Source organism: Hymenobacter pini, from assembly GCF_020421205.1.
Taxonomy (GTDB): Bacteria; Bacteroidota; Bacteroidia; order Cytophagales; family Hymenobacteraceae; genus Hymenobacter; species Hymenobacter pini.
Genome location: NZ_JAIZZH010000003.1, coordinates 29697 through 50060 on the forward strand (window position 1 = coordinate 29697; position 20364 = coordinate 50060).

19 protein-coding genes and 1 tRNA gene are annotated in these 20364 nt (G+C 56.9%); 6 read left to right on the forward strand and 14 right to left on the reverse strand.

Annotation, left to right across the window (positions count from 1 at the left end; genetic code table 11):
- The first annotated feature begins 2 nt into the window (after positions 1-2).
- Positions 3-1202 (forward strand): signal peptidase I, encoded by a 1200-nt coding sequence (gene lepB, locus LF252_RS11430; protein WP_226269728.1) that lies wholly within the window; start codon positions 3-5, stop codon positions 1200-1202.
- Positions 1203-1371: 169 nt separating this feature from the next.
- Here the strand turns inward: lepB and ung are convergent, their stop codons facing one another.
- Entirely contained in the window at positions 1372-2037 is a 666-nt protein-coding gene (ung, locus tag LF252_RS11435) for a uracil-DNA glycosylase (protein ID WP_226269729.1), read from the reverse strand.
- A gap of 114 nt (positions 2038-2151) precedes the next feature.
- Here ung and apaG point away from each other — a divergent pair, with 114 nt between their 5' ends.
- Together apaG and LF252_RS11445 are read left to right on the forward strand one after the other, a co-directional pair.
- Positions 2152-2538, forward strand: coding sequence for a Co2+/Mg2+ efflux protein ApaG (gene apaG, locus LF252_RS11440; protein WP_125433728.1), 387 nt, complete (start codon positions 2152-2154; stop codon positions 2536-2538).
- 153 nt (positions 2539-2691) lie between these two features.
- Positions 2692-3522 carry an O-methyltransferase gene (locus LF252_RS11445; protein WP_226269730.1) on the forward strand — a complete coding sequence of 277 codons (831 nt, stop codon included), beginning with the start codon at positions 2692-2694 and terminating at the stop codon, positions 3520-3522.
- Positions 3523-3581: 59 nt separating this feature from the next.
- On the opposite strand, the gene kdsA is transcribed toward LF252_RS11445, so the two are convergent.
- On the reverse strand, positions 3582-4442 hold the full coding sequence (gene kdsA, locus LF252_RS11450; protein ID WP_226269731.1) for a 3-deoxy-8-phosphooctulonate synthase: 861 nt from the start codon (positions 4440-4442) through the stop codon (positions 3582-3584).
- Between the two features lie 83 nt (positions 4443-4525).
- On the reverse strand, positions 4526-5128 hold the full coding sequence (locus tag LF252_RS11455; RefSeq protein WP_226269732.1) for a methyltransferase domain-containing protein: 603 nt from the start codon (positions 5126-5128) through the stop codon (positions 4526-4528).
- 115 nt (positions 5129-5243) lie between these two features.
- Between LF252_RS11455 and LF252_RS11460 the strand changes: the two genes are divergently transcribed.
- Positions 5244-6191, forward strand: coding sequence for a hypothetical protein (locus LF252_RS11460; protein WP_226269733.1), 948 nt, complete (start codon positions 5244-5246; stop codon positions 6189-6191).
- A gap of 132 nt (positions 6192-6323) precedes the next feature.
- On the forward strand, positions 6324-6872 hold the full coding sequence (locus LF252_RS11465) for a GNAT family N-acetyltransferase (RefSeq protein ID WP_226269734.1): 549 nt from the start codon (positions 6324-6326) through the stop codon (positions 6870-6872).
- Positions 6873-6994: 122 nt separating this feature from the next.
- Here LF252_RS11465 and cphA read toward each other — a convergent pair whose 3' ends face one another.
- The 6 genes from cphA to LF252_RS11495 all read right to left on the reverse strand — a co-directional run bounded on the left by cphA (position 6995) and on the right by LF252_RS11495 (position 15460).
- Entirely contained in the window at positions 6995-9628 is a 2634-nt protein-coding gene (gene cphA, locus LF252_RS11470) for a cyanophycin synthetase (protein WP_226269735.1), read from the reverse strand.
- Between the two features lie 232 nt (positions 9629-9860).
- Positions 9861-9931, reverse strand: a tRNA-Cys gene (locus LF252_RS11475).
- A gap of 252 nt (positions 9932-10183) precedes the next feature.
- Positions 10184-12001 (reverse strand): 30S ribosomal protein S1, encoded by a 1818-nt coding sequence (rpsA, locus tag LF252_RS11480; RefSeq protein WP_226269736.1) that lies wholly within the window; start codon positions 11999-12001, stop codon positions 10184-10186.
- Between the two features lie 190 nt (positions 12002-12191).
- Positions 12192-12833 carry an energy transducer TonB gene (locus LF252_RS11485; protein ID WP_226269737.1) on the reverse strand — a complete coding sequence of 214 codons (642 nt, stop codon included), beginning with the start codon at positions 12831-12833 and terminating at the stop codon, positions 12192-12194.
- A 121-nt stretch (positions 12834-12954) separates the two neighbouring features.
- Positions 12955-14019: a fatty acid desaturase family protein gene (locus LF252_RS11490; protein ID WP_226269738.1), complete on the reverse strand. Its 1065-nt coding sequence runs from the start codon at positions 14017-14019 to the stop codon at positions 12955-12957.
- Between the two features lie 169 nt (positions 14020-14188).
- Positions 14189-15460 carry a DUF3298 and DUF4163 domain-containing protein gene (locus LF252_RS11495; protein ID WP_226269739.1) on the reverse strand — a complete coding sequence of 424 codons (1272 nt, stop codon included), beginning with the start codon at positions 15458-15460 and terminating at the stop codon, positions 14189-14191.
- A 133-nt stretch (positions 15461-15593) separates the two neighbouring features.
- On the opposite strand from LF252_RS11495, the gene LF252_RS11500 reads away from it, so the two are divergent.
- Positions 15594-16463, forward strand: a complete 870-nt coding sequence (locus LF252_RS11500; protein ID WP_226269740.1) for an alpha/beta fold hydrolase — start codon at positions 15594-15596, stop codon at positions 16461-16463.
- Between the two features lie 82 nt (positions 16464-16545).
- Here the strand turns inward: LF252_RS11500 and LF252_RS11505 are convergent, their stop codons facing one another.
- The 5 genes from LF252_RS11505 to tsaD all read right to left on the reverse strand — a co-directional run bounded on the left by LF252_RS11505 (position 16546) and on the right by tsaD (position 20305).
- Positions 16546-16920 carry a hypothetical protein gene (locus LF252_RS11505; protein ID WP_226269741.1) on the reverse strand — a complete coding sequence of 125 codons (375 nt, stop codon included), beginning with the start codon at positions 16918-16920 and terminating at the stop codon, positions 16546-16548.
- A 146-nt stretch (positions 16921-17066) separates the two neighbouring features.
- Positions 17067-17561 (reverse strand): HNH endonuclease, encoded by a 495-nt coding sequence (locus LF252_RS11510; RefSeq protein WP_125433479.1) that lies wholly within the window; start codon positions 17559-17561, stop codon positions 17067-17069.
- Positions 17562-17734: 173 nt separating this feature from the next.
- Entirely contained in the window at positions 17735-18541 is an 807-nt protein-coding gene (locus tag LF252_RS11515; protein ID WP_226269742.1) for a C40 family peptidase, read from the reverse strand.
- Between the two features lie 169 nt (positions 18542-18710).
- Positions 18711-19190, reverse strand: coding sequence for an SsrA-binding protein SmpB (smpB, locus tag LF252_RS11520; protein ID WP_394370407.1), 480 nt, complete (start codon positions 19188-19190; stop codon positions 18711-18713).
- 107 nt (positions 19191-19297) lie between these two features.
- Complete coding sequence (gene tsaD / locus LF252_RS11525; RefSeq protein ID WP_226269744.1) at positions 19298-20305, reverse strand: tRNA (adenosine(37)-N6)-threonylcarbamoyltransferase complex transferase subunit TsaD; 1008 nt, start codon at positions 20303-20305, stop codon at positions 19298-19300.
- Between the last annotated feature and the right edge of the window lie 59 nt (positions 20306-20364).

Genomic DNA, 20364 nt, shown 5'->3' on the forward strand with positions numbered 1-20364 from the left:
CTATGGCAGTACAATCCTGGGAGAAATACCTCGAGAAAAATTCGCCGGCTCCGGTAACGCCCGGCTCCGAGCCCAAAAAACGCAAAAGCGTAACCCGGGAGTGGGCCGACGCTATTTTATTTGCCGTGGTGGCGGCCACCCTCATCCGGTGGGCCACCTTCGAGGCCTATACCATCCCGACGCCCTCCATGGAACACTCCCTGCTGGTGGGCGACTACTTGTTTGTGAGCAAGCTGCACTACGGCCCGCGCACTCCCCAAACGCCGCTGCAGGTACCACTCACGCACCAAACCATCTGGGGTACCGACCTTAAGAGCTACTCCGACCTCATTCAGCTGCCTAGCTACCGGCTGCCGGGTTTTTCGGAAGTGAAGAACAACGACGTGGTGGTGTTCAACGTGCCTACCGAGCAGCAGCACCCCGCCGACTTGCGCACCAACTACATCAAACGGTGCATTGGCGTGGCCGGCGACGTGCTCAGCATCAAGGACGGGCAGGTGTTCATCAACGGTAAGCCCGCCAAAAACTACCCAGAAATGCAGAGTAGCTACTTTATGCAGGTGCCAACCGGTGAAAACCTAGCGGAAGACTTCAAGCGGTTGGGGGTGGTAAACTACGATACTCCCGATGGCATGCCGTTTCAGGTAACCAGCCAATACGGCCCGGGCTACAACGTGAACATGACGCGGGCAGCGTACGAGTTCTTCAAGCAACAGCCGTACGTGAAAGGCATCATCGACCTGAAAACGCCCGCCGGCCAGCCGGAGCCCGTATTCCCCAACAACCCCGACCTGCCCCGCACCCAAGGCGTGGTAGAAAACCCGCCCTTCCCCGGCTGGAACAAGGATAACTACGGCCCCCTGCAGATTCCGAAGGAAGGCCAGACGGTGCAGCTGGACGCCAAAAACGTGCGCACGTACCAGAAAATCATCCAGTACTACGAGCACAACGAGGGCATTACCGTAGCTCCCGACGGCACCATCTCGCAGAATGGCAAGCCGCTTACCAGCTATACCTTCAAGCAGAACTACTACTTCATGATGGGCGACAACCGCCACAACTCCGAGGACTCGCGCTTCTGGGGTTTCGTGCCCGAGGACCACATTGTGGGCAAAGCGGTGCTCATCTGGCTGTCGGTTGACCCTTACGGCTCCTTCATGAGCAAAATTCGCTGGAACCGCCTGTTTAACCTAGTGGATTGAGAATCACGAATTAAAGGATTCCGGCTACGAATTCTATGGTATCCGAACTTACTCCGGCTCGATTGCAAACGAAAGAGCGGGCTCAAATGAGCCCGCTCTTTCGTTTGCAATCGACTATAATATTCATAACCGAAATCTGCGAAATCCTTTAATCTGCATAATCCGCGGTTCACCACGTGATGGTCTGCTCGCCGTGTTGCTCTAGGTAGGCATTGGTTTGGCTGAAGGGGCGGGAACCGAAGAAGCCCCGGTCGGCGGCGTAGGGAGAAGGGTGAGCAGCTTTCAGCACCAAGTGCTTCTTCTGGTCAATGATTTCGCCCTTTTTCTGCGCATAGGCGCCCCACAGAATAAAGACCACGTGTTCTTTGAGGTCCGAAATCTGCTGAATGACGGCATCCGTGAATTGTTCCCAGCCTTTCTTTTGGTGGCTGCCTGGGTCACCGGCCCGCACGGTGAGCGTGGCGTTGAGCAGTAGCACGCCCTGCTGGGCCCAGCGGTCCAGGTTGCCGTCGGGCGGGGCGGGCGTGCCGGGCAGGTCGCTCTGCAGCTCTTTGAAAATATTGTGCAGGGAAGGTGGTGTGCGTACGCCGGGGGCCACTGAAAAGCTCAGACCGTGCGCCTGACCTTTGCCGTGGTAAGGGTCTTGGCCCAGTATCACCACCTTCACTTTATCAAACGGGCACGCATCAAACGCGTGAAAAATTTGGGGGCCAGCGGGGTACACGGTGGCGGTGGCGTACTCTCCCTTCACGAAGGCAATAAGATGCTGGAAATACGGTTTTTCAAACTCAGCGGCTAGTACCTTGCGCCAGCTTTCTTCTATCTTTACAGACATACGGGGGGAGGATTATTTTTCGGGTGGGTGAGCCATTGGGTACGCCGGCTGCGTAGATAAACCAAAATCCGCAAACGGCTGTTAGCATTTTTCTCTTTCGGAACTCCAGACGTTATGAATACGACCACCACCCAAGGCGTGACCGTAAGCGTTACGACGAACTACCTGCCCGACTATTCCAGTCCGGGTCAGGAGCATTACGTTTTCGCCTATAAAATTGATATCCGCAACAACAGCGAGTTTACCGTAAAGCTGCTGCGCCGTCATTGGTATATCTACGATGCCAACGGCGTAGTGCGCGAGGTAGAGGGTGAAGGCGTAGTAGGCCAGCAACCCGTACTGGAGCCCGGCGAATCGCACCAGTACGTATCGGGCTGCAACCTTAAATCGGGTTTAGGCAAGATGCGGGGCTCCTACCAAATGGAGCGCCAGATGGACGGCAGCGAGTTTGCCGTGGAAATTCCGGAGTTTACGCTGGTGGTGCCCTACCGCCTCAACTAAACGCCCCGCTAAGGCCCAGCCTGGTCCTTCAGTATTCTTACGTATAAAAGCCGCTTCGATTCCATCGGGGCGGCTTTTGTATTGCTCGTATCTTCGGGCCGGTTTCCTGGCGTGTAGACCAGGGAGGCGGCTCCACTTCAGTTTTCGCCCGTTTTGCTGTTTCAGATTTTCAGTTACTTCCGTTTTCTCGGGCGCTCCGGCAACGCGCACGGGCTTCACTCGCCGTTTGTATTCGGCCTGTACGCGCATGTAGTGAATCATACCGGCCACTTTACGGCCTATGATATTGTAGAAAACCGCCGGACTGAGTTGCTGCACGATACCACCACTATTCAAATCCAGGATTTCGGGGCCGGCTCCCGCACTGGCGCGGGCCGCAGCCGTCAGCTCCGCGACATTGCCCGCACCGCTGCTAAACCCCCAAAACTAGGGCAACTGCTGTTCCGGCTCGTCAATCATTTTCAACCCCGCACCGTGGTGGAGCTGGGTACTTCGCTGGCCCTGACCACCAGTTACCTGGCTTTAGCCGATTCCCGGGCCCAGGTGCTCACGTTTGAAGGCTGCCCAGCCACGGCCGCCGTGGCCCGCCAGACGTTTGCCGCCGTAGAGGCCCGCAACGTTGAGCTTATTGAGGGCAACCTCGATGACACCCTGGCCCCTACCCTACAGGCTATGGCTGCTCCCGTTGACTTTGCTTTCTTCGATGGGAACCACCGCTACGAGCCCACACTGCGCTACTTTGAGCAACTCAACCAGCACCGCACCGAATTCAGCGTGTTTGTGCTCGACGATATTCACTGGTCGGAGGAAATGGAGCGAGCATGGGAAGCTATCCGGCAGCATCCCGATGTAACGCTAACTATCGACCTGTTCTATATTGGGCTCGTATTTTTCCGTCGCAACCAGCCCAAGCAGCATTTCACCTTGCGCTTTGATAATACCCTAGACAAGTTGCTAGAGCGTACTAAAGTGTTGGCTTCCTAACAAACTAAAAAGGCCGCTATGCATTGCGTAGCGGCCTTTTCTTTGACGTATCTTATACGTTACGCCGACATAGGCGCAATACCGGCTGCGGCATCTTCTCGGATAGCCTCACGTACCCGCGTCAGCTTGCGCAACAGGGTTTCTAATCCATCCAAGGCCAGCATATTGGCTCCGTCCGATTTGGCCGTGGCGGGCGTGGGGTGCGTTTCGATGAACAGACCATCGGCGCCCACGGCAATGGCGGCTTTAGCAATGGTTTCGATGAGTTGGGGCTTACCGCCGGTGACGCCGCTGCTCTGGTTGGGCTGCTGCAGCGAGTGGGTTACATCCATCACCACGGGCACGCCAAACTCGCGCATAATGGGCAGGTTGCGGTAGTCCACTACCAAATCAGAATAGCCGAACGAGTTGCCCCGGTCCGTCAGAATCACGTGGGGGTTTCCCGACTGGCGGACCTTATCCACCGCAAACTGCATCGACTCCCCACTCAGGAACTGGCCTTTCTTCACGTTTACCACCTTGCCGGTTTTAGCGGCGGCAATCAGCAAATCCGTCTGGCGGCACAGGAAGGCGGGAATCTGCAGCACGTCTACGTACTCTGCGGCCATGGCCGCTTCTTCCGATTCGTGAATGTCCGTCACGGTGGGCACGCCAATTTCGCGGCTCACCTTCTGCAAAATTTTCAGCGCTTTCTCGTCGCCGATGCCGGTGTAGGAATCCAGGCGGCTGCGGTTGGCCTTGCGGTAGGAGCCTTTGAAGATGTAAGGAATCTGAAGCCGGTCGGTGATGGTGCGCACCTGCTCGGCAATACGCAGGGCCATGTCTTCGCCCTCAATCACGCAGGGCCCGGCCATCAGGAAGAACTGGCCGGAGTTGGTGTTGCGGAAATGCGGCAGGGCGTTGGCGAGGGTTTCAAGCATGGTAATGAAGGAATGAGGCAATGAAGGAATGGGGCGTCGGGCATGCTGGCTACAGTTAGTTACCCATTCCTCACGGCGTTTGATTATTTCTTTTTCAGACAAATAAACAGCTCCCGCCCTTGGCGCGGAGGCAGCGAGTTAGTGGCCGCAGCAAAGTGCACAAACTCAAAATACGGTGCGAAATACTCCCGGTATTCTTCTTGTGAGCCCCCGAAAGGCGGGCCCGGCTGACTGAACTCCGTATCGAACAGCAGGCCCATGAGGGTGCCACCGGGGCGCAACAAGTGGGCGCACTGCCGGGCGTAGGTCGGGCGCAGCGCAGGATCAAGGGCACAGAAAAACGTCTGCTCTACTATCAGGTCGAAGGGTGGCGTGGGTTGCAGCGCAAAAAAATTGGCCAACAGCAAATGCTCCTTTGGGAAGCCGGGTACACGGCGCTGCAGGTCCTGCAGTGGCTCGGGAGCTACATCAGCTACAAACACGTTGGGCCAGCCGGCAGCATGCAGGTACTCAGCCTCATAGGCCCGACCAGCTCCTGGAATTAGAATGCGGCGGGCATCGGGCGGGCCCAGCTGCGTAAAATATTCTTGCAGTGGCGGCGTTATCCGGCCCGCATCCCAGCTGGTCTGGCCGGTTACGTAGCGCTGCTGCCAGTAGGCGGCGTCAAGGGATGAATCCGAGGGCATAATTGCGGCAGGGTTGTATCTTCGGCACTTGCCTGGGTACGGAACTCCGTTATTTTTGCCTTAAAGGTACTACCTGCGCCCGGACTCTCCGGGCTTTCACTTAATCCCTCTTGCCATGGAACAAGACCACAGCCCCGAGCCCAAGAACAACAACCGCGTCCTGCTGATTGTGGCCCTGATTCTGGTGCTACTGGGCATCAACGGCGTGCTTTTCTACATGAACCAGCAGAAAAGCAAGCAAAACGAGCAGCTGCAGGCTGATGTGGTGACGAAGGATGCGAAGCTGGAAGAACAAATCAAGCAGTACGAATCTCTTAAAGCCGATTACGAGCGGCAAAGCCAGGAAGTGCAGGGCATGGGTCTGGCCAACGACTCCCTGGAAGCCAAGCTGGCCCAGATCAACGCCGACCTGCTGAAACTCCGCTCTTTCCGGGCCGGCAGCTTCAGCATTGCCGAGCAGCAGCGCTTCAAGCAGCGGGCTGCCAACTTCGAAACGCAGCTGCGTAAGAAGGATGAGGAAATTGCCCAGCTGAAAGCCGACAACGAGGCGCTGTATACTGAAACTACCACGCTGAAAGAGCGCCAGAACAAGCTCACCGATACCATTTCCACGGTGGTGCGCTCCAACCAGGAGCTGAGCGAGAAAGTAGCCGTGGCTTCGCGCCTGCAGGCCGAGAACATTCGGGTGGGCGTTATCAACAGCCGCGACAAGGAAAAGGCCGACGACGACAACGAGTTCAAGGCTAAGCGTGTGGAAAAAATCAAGGTAACCTTCAACCTGGGCCGCAACGATGTGTCGCCGAAGGAAACCAAGCAAATCATGATGCGCCTAATTGAGCCTGATGGTGCCGCGCTGTACAACCTGAGCACCGGCGGTGGCACGTTCATGATTGACGGCGCTGAGGCCTTCTATACAGCCAAGCAGGACATCGTATTCGATAACACCCGCCAACCCGTACAATTCCTGTACGCCAAAGGTGCCCCCTACAAAACTGGCCTCCACACCGTGGAACTGTACGAAGGCGGCGTGATGATTGGCAAAACTACCTTCACGCTGAAATAGCCTGCTACTGGCGCTACGTAAGCTTTCAGAAAAAGCGCTGGCCCTCGGGCCGGCGCTTTTTTGTTTGTTGATACTTGGCACATTGCCTTACTGCAGGCGTATTTCGCAGGCTCCCCTTCTACTCTTCCGCCCATGCCGCCCTTCTCGCTCCAACCTACGCTGGAAACCAATACCATCCGGCTACTGCCACTGCAGCCCGCTGATTTCGACGACTTGTACGCCGTGGCCTCCGACCCCAAGGTGTGGGAGCAGCACCCCAACAAGGACCGGTGGCGGGAGCCGGTATTTCGAACCTTCTTCGAAGGGGCTCTGCAAAGCCAAGGCGCGTTCAAAGTTGTAGATAAGGCTACCGGCACCTCGCTTGGCAGCACCCGCCTCTACGACTACGACCCGCAGGATAACAGTATTCTGATTGGGTACACCTTTTATGGCACTAGCTCGTGGGGCAAAGGCATTAACCCGGCCGTAAAAAAGCTGCTGCTGGACTACGTATTTCAGTTTGTTGACATAGTACGGTTCCATATCGGAGCCGAAAACCTCCGCTCCCAGATTGCCATTCAGCGCCTAGGAGCCCGGAAAGTTGCGGAGCAGGAAGTGATGTATTACGGGGAGAAACCCAAGCTCAACTTCGTTTACGAAATCATACAGCAGGACTGGCAGGCTCGTGCTACTGCCTTCTAGACTTTTACCGATGGACTTGGCTACAGCTAGAAATAAAGCAAAACAGCGTCGACTATTAAGCCGACGCTGTTTTGCTTTATTTCTAGCTGGTTGTAATAAGACAGTCCTCGTATGCACTGAGCTTACTGCGCCAAAGAGGCTTCAAAGTCATCCAGCTTTTTCAGGGTGGCTTTAATGTTCTCGGTGAACAGCACCACCACAGAACCCGGCTTAGCAGTGGTCAGTACATGGTCAATGGCGTCCATCTCGTTTTCAATATAGGTGATGGGCAGGTCGGATTTATCCAGCCGCAGACCTTGCTCCATAATCTCACGGAGCTGCTCGGCGGTTTTACCGCGCAGGTCCCGGTCCTGGCGCAGCACCACCTCATCGAAGATGCGGCCGGCCACCCGGGAGAAGCCCAGCGTATCCTCGTCGCGCCGGTCGCCCAGGCCCGATACCACCCCTACTTTGTGCGTAGCCGGGGTAGCCTCCATGAACTTGGCAAACTTCTCGATGCCGTGGGTATTGTGCGCGTAGTCCACAATTACCTCGAAAGTGGGGAACTTGTAGACGTTCATGCGGCCCGGCGTTTTGGCTGCCGAGGGCACAAACGTGCGCAGCGCCTGCTTGATATCGTCCCGGTCAAAGCCGTAGCAGTAGCAGGCCAGGGCCGCCGCTAGGGAGTTTTCGATATTGAAGGTAGCGCGCCCACCCAGCGTAATGGGGAACTCCGCGGCCCGGTCGATGCGCTGCTTGTAGCTGTTTTTGTAGATGGTAATGTAGCCTTCCTCATACACGGCCGCCAGCCCACCCTGCTCGGCGTGCTCCCGGATGCGAGGGTTATGCTCATCCATGCTGAACAAGGCCACGTTGCACTCCAGCTTCTCGCGCATGGCGTACACTAGGTCGTCGTCGGCGTTGAGCACGGCCCAGCCATTTTTGCGCACCGTGCGGGGCAGTACGCCCTTTACGGCCGCCATTTCCTCCACCGTATAAATGTCGCGCAGGCCTAGGTGGTCGGCGGCTACGTTGGTTACCACGGCTACGTCGCAGGTGTGGAAGCCCAGGCCCGAGCGGAGCATACCGCCCCGGGCCGTTTCCAGCACGGCAAAGTTCACCGTGGGGTCTTTCAACACAAACTCGGCGCTCTGACCGCCGGTGCAGTCCCCACTCTGCAGCTGCACGCCCTGAATATAAATACCATTGGTAGTGGTGTGGCCTACTTTGTAGCCCTTGGAGGCCACAATATGGGCCATCAGCTGGGTAGTGGTGGTTTTGCCGTTAGTACCCGTCACCGCGAAGATGGGAATCCGGGCGGTGCTGCCCCGCGGGAACAGCATATCTACTACTGGCTCGGCCACGTTGCGGGGCAGGCCATCGGTAGGTGAAATATGCATGCGGAAACCGGGTGCGGCATTCACTTCAATCACGGCGCCCCGCGTTTCGTTGAGCGGAATGGCAATGTCAGACGTTAGCAGGTCGATGCCGCAGATGTCCAAGCCCACAATACCCGCCACCCGCTCTGCCAGCAGCAGGTTGTAGGGGTGCACGAGGTCGGTTACGTCGGTGGCGGTACCGCCCGTGCTGATGTTGGCCGTGCTTTTCAGGTACAACGTCTTGCCGGCCGGTAGCACCGATTCCAGCGTCAGGTCCTGCTTGGTGAGAATGTCCAGCGTATGCTGGTCGGCCTTGATGCTGGTCAGCACCTTCTCGTGCCCCACCCCCCGGCGCGGGTCTTTGTTGACTTCCGCAATCAGCTCCTGAATGGTCCGCTGCCCGTCGCCGGTTACGGCGGCCGGGGTGCGCCTAGCGGCGGCAATGAGTTTGCCGTTTACTACCAGCAGGCGGTAGTCGTCGCCTTCAATAAATTGCTCTACAATGACGGCTCGGGAATATTTCTGGGCAGCCTTCAGACCTTCCACCGCATCTTCCCAATTCTTGATGCAGATAGTGGCCCCCTTGCCGTGGTTGCCATCCAGGGGCTTGGTTACGATGGGAAAACCCAGTTCCTCTACCGCATCGCGCAGGCCGTCCTCCGAGTACACCGTGGTACCGTGCGGCACGGGTACGCCGGCGTCCTTCAGCATGGCCTTCGTGCGATTTTTATTACCAGCTACCTCTACCCCGGCGTGTGAGGTATAACTGGTGGTAGTGGCCCAAATGCGCTTCTGGTTGACGCCGTAGCCCAGCTGGATGATGCTGCTGTTCTTGAGCTGGATGTAGGGAATGTTGCGCGAGGCCGCCTCCGCCACAATGCTGTAGGTGCTGGGCCCGAAGAATTCCTCTTCCCGGATTTCGTGCAGCTCATCCACAATAGGCTTCACCGTTACCGGGCGGCCGTGGCACAGGTCGTCCACGATTTGCACGGCAGCTTCGGCGGCCATGCGCCCGGCCCGCTCCTCCTGGTAGGCAAATACCACAAACTCTACGCCCTCTTGGTGGGCCGGGTACGACTTGCCCCAGTACACGGGCATACCTGCGGTGCGCTGCAAGGCCAGAGCTACCTGCTGAATTACGTGGCCCAGGGGTTCACCGTCCTGCAACTGTTCTTCCGTCAGGGGTGGGTGCTTGGGACCGTGCTTACCTGATTCCTGGTGGGGCTGGGGTTCCAGCAGCTCCGGCAGCAGGTTGGGGAGTTGCTCGGCCAGCGCGGGTGCATTGTTCGACCACAGATCAGCCAAATCCTGCATGTCCACTTTCATTACAATCAGTTTGTAATGTTTCACGGACCAGTAGCTGGGGCCGCGCATCGTGCGAAGGTCAAGTATTTTCATATAGGGAGTGGGAAAGTATTCTTGCGTGCGCGCTTCTACGCGGAATTGAAATGTAGGGATTAGGCCGCAAGAAACCTTTTATTAACGGTCCAGCCTACTTTTCGCGTTATAACCGTCATTCTCAACTCCCAAGCCCCCACACATTTTTTATGCAAAACGCCTTAAACGCAAAAAACCCCGGTCGGGGCTAATCAACCGGGGCACTAGGCACTGAAAACAGGAATTGTAAAAGAGGTGACGAGCGGATTCGAACCGCTGTAGGAGGTTTTGCAGACCTCTACCTAGCCACTCGGTCACGTCACCAGGGCTTTGAGGATGCAAACATACAGCTTAATCCCACTTCTGCCAAGTCGACCATTAGTTTTCGCGCAGCCACAATGGTAAGACGCTGGGAGCGTGCGGGAAAAATTACCAACCCATAGTAGTTGCCGCTCTACCTTGTGTATAAGGCGCGGGGCAACCATCCAGCTCAACATGCCGGTTTGATGCGTTACCACATAAAAAAGGCCCCGGATTGCTCCGGGGCCTTCTTCAGTTGGCTAAGCCAGTTGCTGATTACTCAGCACCTTGCTCGTTGCCCAGCATCTTGTCGCGCAGAGCCGACAGAGCGTCCAAGTCACCGAGGGTCGACTTCTCAGCCTTCTTCAGGTCCGTCACTTTGCCTTCGCCAGAAGCAGGAGCGGCAGCACCAGCGGCCGGCTTCTTCTTGGCGAATTTCGAAGCGCGGCTTTCTTCTTCAGCCTGCTGGTTGTACACAGCCGAGTGCGACAGCACTACGCGACGGTCATCTTTCGAGAATTCCACCACGCGGAAGTCGAGGGTCTCGCCGTTTTCAGCCTGCGAGCCATCTTCTTTCTGCAGCGACTTGGGATAGGCGAAGCCTTCGATGCCGTAGGGCAGCTCCAGCACGGCACCACGGTCGGTTTTCTCCGTGATGGTAGCCTTGTGTACCGAGCCGGGGGTGAATACCGTCTGGAACGTATCCCAGGGGTTTTCTTCCAGCTGCTTGTGGCCCAGGGCCAGACGACGGTTGGCAACGTCCAGTTCCAGAACTACCACGTCCAGACGGTCACCTACCTTCACAACTTCCGAAGGATGCTTGATCTTCTTGGTCCACGACAGGTCCGACACGTGCACGAGGCCGTCAACACCTTCTTCCAGCTCCACGAACAGGCCGAAGTTGGTCAGGTTGCGCACCAGACCGTTGTGCTGCGTACCAACGGCGTACTTCGTAGCGAAGTCACCACGGGTCCACGGATCCTCGGTCAGTTGCTTGATGCCCAGGCTCATCTTGCGGTCTTCACGGTCGAGGGTCAGGATCTGAGCCTCTACCACGTCGCCCTGCTTGATGAAGTCCTGCGGGTTACGCAGGTGCTGGCTCCACGACATTTCCGAAACGTGGATCAGACCTTCTACGCCGGGGATGATTTCCATGAACGCGCCGTAGTCGGCAACATTCACGATGCGGCCTTTCACCTTCGAGCCTACGCCCATGTCGGCGGGCAGCGAATCCCATGGGTGGGGAGTCAGCTGCTTCAGACCGAGGCTGATACGCTTCTTGGCTTCGTCGAAGTCCAGCACTACGATGTTCAGCTTCTGATCCAGCTGCAGCACTTCGCTCGGGTGAGCGATACGGCCCCACGAGATGTCGGTGATGTGCAGCAGACCGTCTACGCCGCCGAGGTCGATGAACACACCGAAGTTGGTCATGTTCTTGATAACGCCCTCCAGGATCTGGCCTTTCTCCAGGTTGTTGAGGATGGCTTCGCGCTGCTTCTCGAGGTCTTTCTCGATGAGCACTTTGTGCGAAACTACCACGTTGTCGAAAGCAGCGTTGATTTTCACCACTTTCACTTCCATGCGACGACCCACGTAGATGTCGAAGTCACGGATGGGCTTCACGTCGATCTGCGAGCCGGGCAGGAAGGCTTCTACGCCGTCCAGGTCCATGATCAGACCGCCTTTGGTGCGGCGCTTCACTACACCCTCCAGAACGGTGTCGTTCTCCAGAGCGTCGTAAATAGCTTTCCAGGCCTGCTTGATCTTCGCCTTCTTGCGCGACAGGATCAGCTGGCCGTTCTGGTCTTCCTGGTCCTCGATGAATACCTCCACCTCGTCGCCTACTTTCAGCTCGGGCAGGTCGCGGAATTCGGAGAGGGGCACCAGACCATCGGATTTGAAGCCGATGTTCAGGATTACGTCACGGTCGGTGATACCAACCACGGTGCCTTTAATTACTTCTTCTTCTTGAACGGTGTTCAGCGTGCTGCTGTACATCTGTTCCATTTCAGCACGCTGCTCAGCGGTGTAGTTACCACCGAAAGCGTTAGCTGAAACGTTGTCCCAGTCGAAGTTGTCAACTAGTTCTGCCATGATATTAGCAATGGCCCTGGTGTACACGTCCGGCGCAGGGCCCGCTTCCGGAACGCGTTTTTGTTTGATACACAGCACAGTTGCGCCGGCCTCGCCACCCTGGCGGGGCCGCAAAGATACAGGTTATACAACAGTTTTGCTAGTTGATGTAGTGTCAGTTATCTTCCTGTCTGTACTCTATCCAGTAATGCTAGTTCGCCCTTACTGTTACTATCAACTCTCCCACACTACCTAACGGCATAGGAATGGCTAGAGCTAGTGCTTTGCCGATGTCTTGGCATTCATCTTGTGTTCTGTAGGAGATAAAGCGTACTACAAAAGCTATTTTGACTGGTATTGGCTTACCCTGGTAAATAGCAGGCAAATATTTGACGGGTACCGACTCAGCTACTCGGTACACTTCTTCAGCCAAGGTTACAGTAGGTGTGGTAGTAGCAACTGGTGTAGTTCTCTCCCCATTCTGGTCAACTATATATGTGAGCACAACTGTACCTGTCACTCTATTGCGGATATCGTTGATAGTAGGGTACCGCAACTTTTTAATCATAGCAGTTAATAGCTCTTCACGGCCGCCAAGCAGCCGGGGTGCTCTATCAAGCCGATGTATTTGCCAAGTTGTATCTACCAATACTTGGTACTGAGCAGTATCAGGTCGGATGTACAGGATCCGACTTGAATCATAGTCGAATTTTAGACCTAGCTCCTTTCCATCGTAATATTCCCACACTCCTACCGGTTTCCCGCTTTTCATCTGCCCTCGGCTGGCCTGACCATGACCGTCTAGTGGACGTAATCCTATCAACAGCACTGCTATAATGAGGAAACGATACATGTAATTTAGTTGACCCTTTAGAATTCAGAAAGCAGAGTGCAATAACGCAGAACCGCTTTCAACTACATAAAAAAAGGGCTGCACGATATCGTGCAGCCCTTTCGTTTACTGAACAGCCCTGTTAAGCCCGGCCCAACTCACGCAGGTGCGCGACGTGGGAGGCTACGGCGTAGCGCATCTTGGGATACTCGTTGTATTCGATGTTGAACTCTTCGCACATCTGGCGGATGATTTTGTTCAGGGCCGGGTAGTGGACGTGGGAGATGTTGGGAAACAGATGGTGCTCCACTTGGAAGTTGAGGCCGCCCACCAGCCAGCTGATGACTTTGTTATCGGTGGCGAAGTTGGCGGTGGTTTTGATCTGGTGAATGGCCCACTCGTCCTCAATCTTGCGGGTGGTTTCGTGGGGCACCACGAAGCTGGTGTGCTCTACGGTATGCGCCAGCTGGAACACGATGCTCAGGGTGAAGCCAGCCACGGCCATAAATGCGAGGAAACCCACCAGCCAGCCCAGGAAGCCCACCGTGTAGATGGGCAGGGCCACAAACAGACCCAGGTGCAAGGCCTTGAAGCCCCAGAACACGCCTTGGTCGGATGCGGTCATCTTCTTGATGGGCATCTCCCCGATTTTGCCTTTGAAATACTTCTGGTAATCCATGAAGAAAATCCAGGCGATGAACAGCAGGGCGTAGAAAAACCAGAAGTACAGGTGCTGGAAGCGGTGGAGCCTGCGGCGGGGCTGCTCGGGGCTCAGGCGCAGCCAGGGCTGGGCGTCAAGGTCGTCGTCCACGCCTTCCACGTTGGTGTACATGTGGTGGATGAGATTGTGCTTCATGTTCCACATGAAGGAGTTGCCGCCCATCACGTTGAGGGTGAAGGCCGCAAACTGGTTCATCCACTTCTTCTTGCTGAAGGAGCCGTGGGCGCCGTCGTGCATCACGTTGAAGCCGATGGCGGCCCCGATCAGGCCCAGCAATGCGCATTCGGCAATACCCACCCACACGCCGGGCGTCCAGAACACGAGGTGCAGGTACACGGCCACAAAAGCCCCGGTGAGCAGTACAGCTTTAAAAAACAGGGTTTTGCCGCCGGTGGTAGATTTGCCGGCTTCTTGAAAATAGGCGTTGGTGCGGCGCTTCAGCTCCTGGTGAAAGGAGCGCGAAGCCGCGAATTTGGGTGCGTGCATGCGGGGTGGTGCTTGGAAAAACTGCTGAAAGATACCGTTTCCCAACGGCAAGCCGGGCAACGTAACCGAAATGGCCGGATTTTGTACCAGCCGCCGACTCTGCATAGTAAAGCCCCCTTTCCGCCGACTAGTTCACGGAAAGGGGGCTTTACTGGAAATGAGTGCTGGCCTAGCGACTAGCTACGGTGCCGCCACCAATTGGCAAACCGGGCTTCAGTACCGGCTGCAGCGCCGAATACGGCACAAACACGCTGATTTCGCCTTGGGCATAGGAGGCTACCTCGTAGGGCAGGTACACAAACACCGCACCGCCGCCCGTGAGGTACACGTTGCGAGTAGCGGGCAGGGAATTCTGGAACAGGGCGTTCTTGAGTGGCTCGGCATCTTTCAGGCCCAAAGCCGGGCGGGCGTACCGGCCCAAAATCCCTTCCAGCTGCGGCTTGGTACCGGGCCGGAAGATATCCTCATAGCGGAGGGCGCGGCCGGTACGGGTATCGTAGCTGCGCACGTAGGTACCGTACATGCCGTGGGCCCCACCGGAGTAATCATACCCGAAATAGCCGATACTGAGCAGGCTACCCTCGTTCCAGAGTATGTAGCTGTTGGCTTCCTGCTCGTAGGCCAGGGAAGCGCGGGGGCGGTAGTCGGAGGTATCCTTGGCCATGTCGGCCATTAGCGGGGCTACTTCCTTGCGGTATTCTTTGGTGAAGTAGGCCAGTTGATCTTTCCAGAGCGTTTCCAGCGAAGGAGCCGCCTTGGTTTCTACCGTGTCGCCGCGCAGGCCCCGCACAATGCTGGCGGCCAGCTTGTCTTTGGCGGGGCCCGATGCGGGCACCAGCGCAAACATGGAAAAATGCGCGGCTACGCTGTCCTCGGGGTGCTCGGGGCGGGGCAGCACGTTTTCGGAAAAGCTTTTGGCCGTAAACTCAACGCCAGTGGGCGTACGCAGCCACCGCAACCGCACCGGCTGCCCATTAAGCGTGCCCGCGTAGGCCGCCCCATCCTTCTTGAGCCGCCACTCAGTACCCTCCGAGCTGCCAGTGGCTTGCTCCCGGCTGATGTCACGCAGGTTCAGGCTGTCGGTACCAGTGGGCTGGTCGCCGGCCAGCTCGTACGGATGGCCATCAGCGGCCGCATAAAAACCTACTAACCGGCCCATGGTGGTTTCGCCGGGGGCATCGCCCAGGTTCTGCAGGTGTACTGTTACGCTGTCGGAGGTGCCGGGCAACAGTGTGCGGTATTGCCGGTACCAGGGCGGCGTGTCGGTGGGGGTGTTGGCAGTTGCTGTCGGGCTAGTGGTGGTAGTTTCCGAGGCAGCCTCCGTTTGGGCGGCTGATTTATCGGAGTTGGAGGTACAGGCGGCCAGCAGCAAACCGGCGGCTAACGGAGCCGGCAGCGCGTACAGCAGCCGGCGTACAGGGGTTTGGAAAAGGAAGCTCATTGCCCCAAAGAACGCAGAATCTGATTAGGCGTTCAAACGTGTGCAACATATTGGCATTCCTCTATCCTCAACGGTAGCCGGGCGTATGTAGCCACATAGATTTCCCTTCTTCTCCACTTCAAGCATTCCAACTATGAGCTACATCAAAGCCGGCCAGGATACCAACGGTGCCGACGTAAAACTGCACTATATCGACCAAGGCAGCGGCAATAACACCATCGTACTGATTCACGGGTGGCCCGCCACTTATGAAATGTGGGAGTACCAACTGGCCGAGCTGCCCAAGCACGGCAACCGCGTGGTAGCCTACACCCGCCGCGGCTTCGGCAACTCCAGCAAAACCTGGGACGGCAACGACTACGACACCTTTGCCGACGACCTGAACGCTGTGCTGACGGAGTTGGACCTGCAGAACGTGACGCTGGTGGGCTTTTCGATGGGTGGCGGCGAGGTAGCCCGCTACATGAGCAAATACAACGGCGCCCGCGTAAGCAAAGTGGCGTTTGTATCGGCCGTGACGCCCTTCCTGCTGCAAACCGATGACAACCCCGACGGTGCCCCGAAAGAGAACTTCGACAAAATGGTGGAAGGCATCAACAAAGACCGGTTTGACTTCCTGACCACTTTCGGCAAGCAGTTCTTCGGCGTAGGTATGGTGAGCCACCCAGTTAGTCAGCCCACGCTGGATTGGATGCAGAGCCTGTGCCAACTGGCTTCGCCCCGCGCCACGGAGCAGTGCGTATACGCCTTTGCCGCCACCGACTTCCGTCAGGACTTGGCCGCCATCAAAGTACCCACGCTGGTTATCCACGGTGGCGACGACGCCACGGTACCCGCTAAGGTGAGCGGCGAGCGGATGACGCAGTTTGTCCCCCACGCCCAGTATGTGGAATACAGCGGCGCCCCCCACGGCCTGTTCATCACCGAAAAAGACCGACTGAACCGAGACCTGTTGGCCTTTGTGGGCGGCAGTACCGTGGAAGGTACCGCCGACCGGTATTAGTCCCTACTACTTAAAGCACACAAACGCCCCACTCAGGCAAAGGCTTGGGTGGGGCATTTGTGTACGTGGCGGGTAGCGCCTACTACTCCAATGTAACGTTGAGTCGGCCGGCTGCCAAGTCAGCTACTTCAACCACGTAGGTGTACTTACCCGGGGCTAAGGGCACTTCACCTACATAATCTATGGGATGTAAGACCAGTTCCTGCCCTTTTACTCTCACTTTGATATAGGCATAACGGTAGGCCGTTGTGAACCGCGCGTAGTCTGAATTTTTACCGGCGCTTAGGCTACCATAATCCTCTTCGCCACCGGAGGTATTCACATACACGCTTTCAAACCGGTGGCTGCTGGCATTCTTTACTCGAATCTGCACTTCTCCGGCGTTGTCCTCTTTTTTACAGGAGCTAGCCACCAAGGCAAAAATGCACAGCAGAATAAGGGCGTAAACTTGTTTCATTGGATAATGGGGGCAAAAGGATGAGACCAAGTATACAGGTAGGAGTACTATCCCCAACCGAAGGTTGCACCCTACCCCTAGCATCTTATCGCCGAAACATAATGGCGCCCAATAAAAAAACCGGTCAGCCACGCGGGCTGCCGGTTTTAGTGCAGATAAGGATGCCAGTTTTGGTCGAGGGTGCCGGCGCTGAGTTTGAGGAAACCGGTGAGGGTTGGTTTTTTAGGCTGCTGCCGAATAGTGAGGCCGGCTTCCTGGGGGGTGCGGTGCCCTTTGGCATGATTGCACCGGGCGCAGGCCGTAAGCAGATTGGCCCAACTGGAGTCGCCACCCCTACTTCGGGGCAGTACGTGGTCGAGCGTGAGGTTTTTCGTGGAGCCGCAGTACTGGCACTCGAAATGGTCCCGCTTCATAATGTTGTGCCGGCTCAGGGCAATGCCTTTGTAGGGCACCCGCACGTAGCGCTGCAGCCGGATGATGCTGGGCTTGGGAAACGCCTTGCTCACCGTGCGTAGCACGCCGTTCTCCGATTTGGCAATCAACTCGGCCTTTTCCAGAAACAGAAGCACGAAGGCTTTCTGTACACTACACAGCGTAATGGCCGTGTAGTCACCGTTCAATACAAGAACTTTTTGGTCCATATAACGCTAAGAAAAATGAATCTGCTCTGCCAGAAAGCTAGATGATTCTTAGCGTATTAACAATAGCCAAAGGGTTTAGTTCGGCGGGCACTGAGTTGCCTGTTGCCAGTTGCTAGTTGTCAGTTGATGGTTCGTATTTGGCGACTGGAATCTGGCAACTGGCAACACGTAACTCAATCCTCCAGCAGAATGCGCTTGATAAGGCGGAGCTTGTGGGAATACTTCTGCCAGTCGCGGCGGAAAATGCCGTTATGGTCCAGAGGGTCGATGCGCACTTCCCCGCTGGCGTGCAGAATTTGCTGATCTTCCAGCAGTAGGCCCACGTGAATGATGCGCCCCTCGGCGTTGTCGAAGAAAGCCAGGTCGCCGGGGCGGGTTTGGGCTACAAAGTGCACTGGCTGGCCTAAGTGAATCTGCTGGTGCGCATCGCGGGGGAGTTGCACCCCAATCAGGCCATAGAGCTGTTGCATCAGCCCTGAGCAGTCGATGCCGAACAGGGTTTTGCCGCCCCACAGGTAAGGTGCTTTCAGAAACGATTGGCCCATTTTCTGGAGCAGGCGCAGGCGCACGTCGGCGGGGCCGTGGGGGCCGTGGCCGTTGAGTGGGTTGGTGGCTGCCCCGTTGTAGAATAGCTGCCGCTCCCCCACCCGCAGCGTCATGCCATCAAAAAACGGCAGGCGCGTACCCAGCGTCACGGGAATGCGCGTGGTTTCGTCGCTTACTATCTGTACCACATCAAGGGTGCGGGGATGATCCTGCTGTTGCCACTGCTGGAAGTACGCAGCCGACACGGGCAAATGCTGCTTCACATCAAACCAACCCTCGTAGCCATCAGCCGCCAGCCGGATCTGCCGCCACTGGTTCTGGGCCCGCAGCACGGAATAGCATTCCCCAAAGACGAGTTGCGTGACAATTTCGGCCTTATCAGAGGCCTCGGCCCGCACCGGCACGGCACTCAGGGCGCATATTCCGTATTCCAAGACGGTGAAATGGTGAAATGGTGAAATGGTGAGTCTGACGTTCACCTTGCGTAAGTAGGCGTAGCTTATTCAAGCACACCACTTAATATTTATGCGAAGCTCCCGCTTAAAATGTAACTCACCAAAAACCAACGTAAAAACTCACCATTTCACCACCTCTCTATTTCATCTAATAGTCCCGGGCGCGGTCCATTTCGCGTTTCTGGTCTTTAGCTTTCAGGTCGTCGCGCTTGTCATAGAGCTTTTTGCCTTTGGCCAGAGCTATTTCCAGCTTGGCAAAACCCCGGTCGTTCACAAACATGCGCAGCGGAATGATGGTGAGGCCCTGCTCCTGAGCTTTGCCAGCCAGCTGTTTCAGCTCCTTCTTATTGAGTAGCAGCTTGCGGGCGCGGGTGGGTTCGTGGTTGTTGTAAGTACCCTCGGTGTACTGGGCAATGGTGATGTTGTGGGCCCACAGGCTGCCATCCTGGTGGAACGAGCAGAAGCCATCCTGCAACTGCACGCTGCCTTCCCGGATGCTCTTGATTTCGGTGCCCTGTAGCATCAGGCCGGCATTGTACTGCACCAGAAACGCGTACTCGTGGCGGGCCCGGCGGTTCTGGATGTTGATGTTTTTAGGTTTATCGTCTTTCTTACTCACGGTGTTGATGCTCGCAGTGGTGCGCGGTGGGTGGCGCAGTGGTTCGCAGTGGATTGATGTACGCAGCCGACGGCGGCGGGGCTGCTTCCGGGCCGAAAATAACGGATTCCGGCGGCCTAACTTAGCTTGAGGCGCGGGTCGGAGCTGACGAGCTGGTCGGCAAAATCGCCGGCCTGGTACTGGAAGTGGGCCGTCATGGCCACCATGCCGGCATTATCGGTGCAGAACTGGAAGGCCGGAATAAACACCTGCCAGCCCTGGGATTCAGCTTCGTCCTGCAGGGCCTGGCGCAGGCCACTGTTAGCGGCCACCCCACCGGCCAGCGCCACTTGAGTTAGCCCCAGGTCGTGGGCGGCGCGGCGCAGCTGGCGCAGCAGCGTCTGGATGATGGTATGCTGGATGCTGGCGCACAAATCGGCCAGATTTTCCTCGATAAAGTTGGGATTTTGGACCGTTTCTTTCTTCAGGAAATAGAGCACGGCCGTTTTCAGCCCGCTAAACGAGAAGTCGTAGCCGGGCATGGTACCCACCGGCAGCGGAAAACGGGTGGGGTTGCCTTGGCGGGCCAGCTTATCGAGGTGGGGGCCGGCCGGGTACGGCAAGCCCAGCAGCTTGCCGGTTTTGTCGAAGGCCTCGCCAGCCGCATCGTCAGTTGTCTGCCCGATGATTTCCATGTCCATAGCGCTGCGCACCACCACCAGCTGGGTGTGGCCGCCGCTCACGGTCAGGCACAGAAACGGGAACTGCGGCCGGGGCTCCTCAATGAAGTGCGCCAGAATGTGGGCCCGCATGTGGTTGACGGCAATAAGCGGCTTGCCCAAGGCCAAGGCCAGCGTTTTGGCAAACATGCCGCCCACCAGCAACGAGCCCAGCAGGCCGGGGCCCTGGGTGAAGGCTATAGCATCCAGATTAGCTTTGCTGACGCCGGCTTTCTGCAGGGCCGCCTCCACCACCGGAATCAGGTGCTGCTGGTGGGCGCGCGAAGCCAGCTCGGGCACCACGCCACCGTACTGCTCGTGCACTTGCTGGGTGGCCACTACATTGGAGCGGATTTCCCCGCCCACCAGTACGGCGGCCGAGGTATCGTCGCAGGAAGATTCGATGGCGAGAATAACGGGGTGCATGTCTTTATATCTAAGGGCTAGAAGCAGGGGCCAGGAATTTGCAGTAGAACCCGTAAATG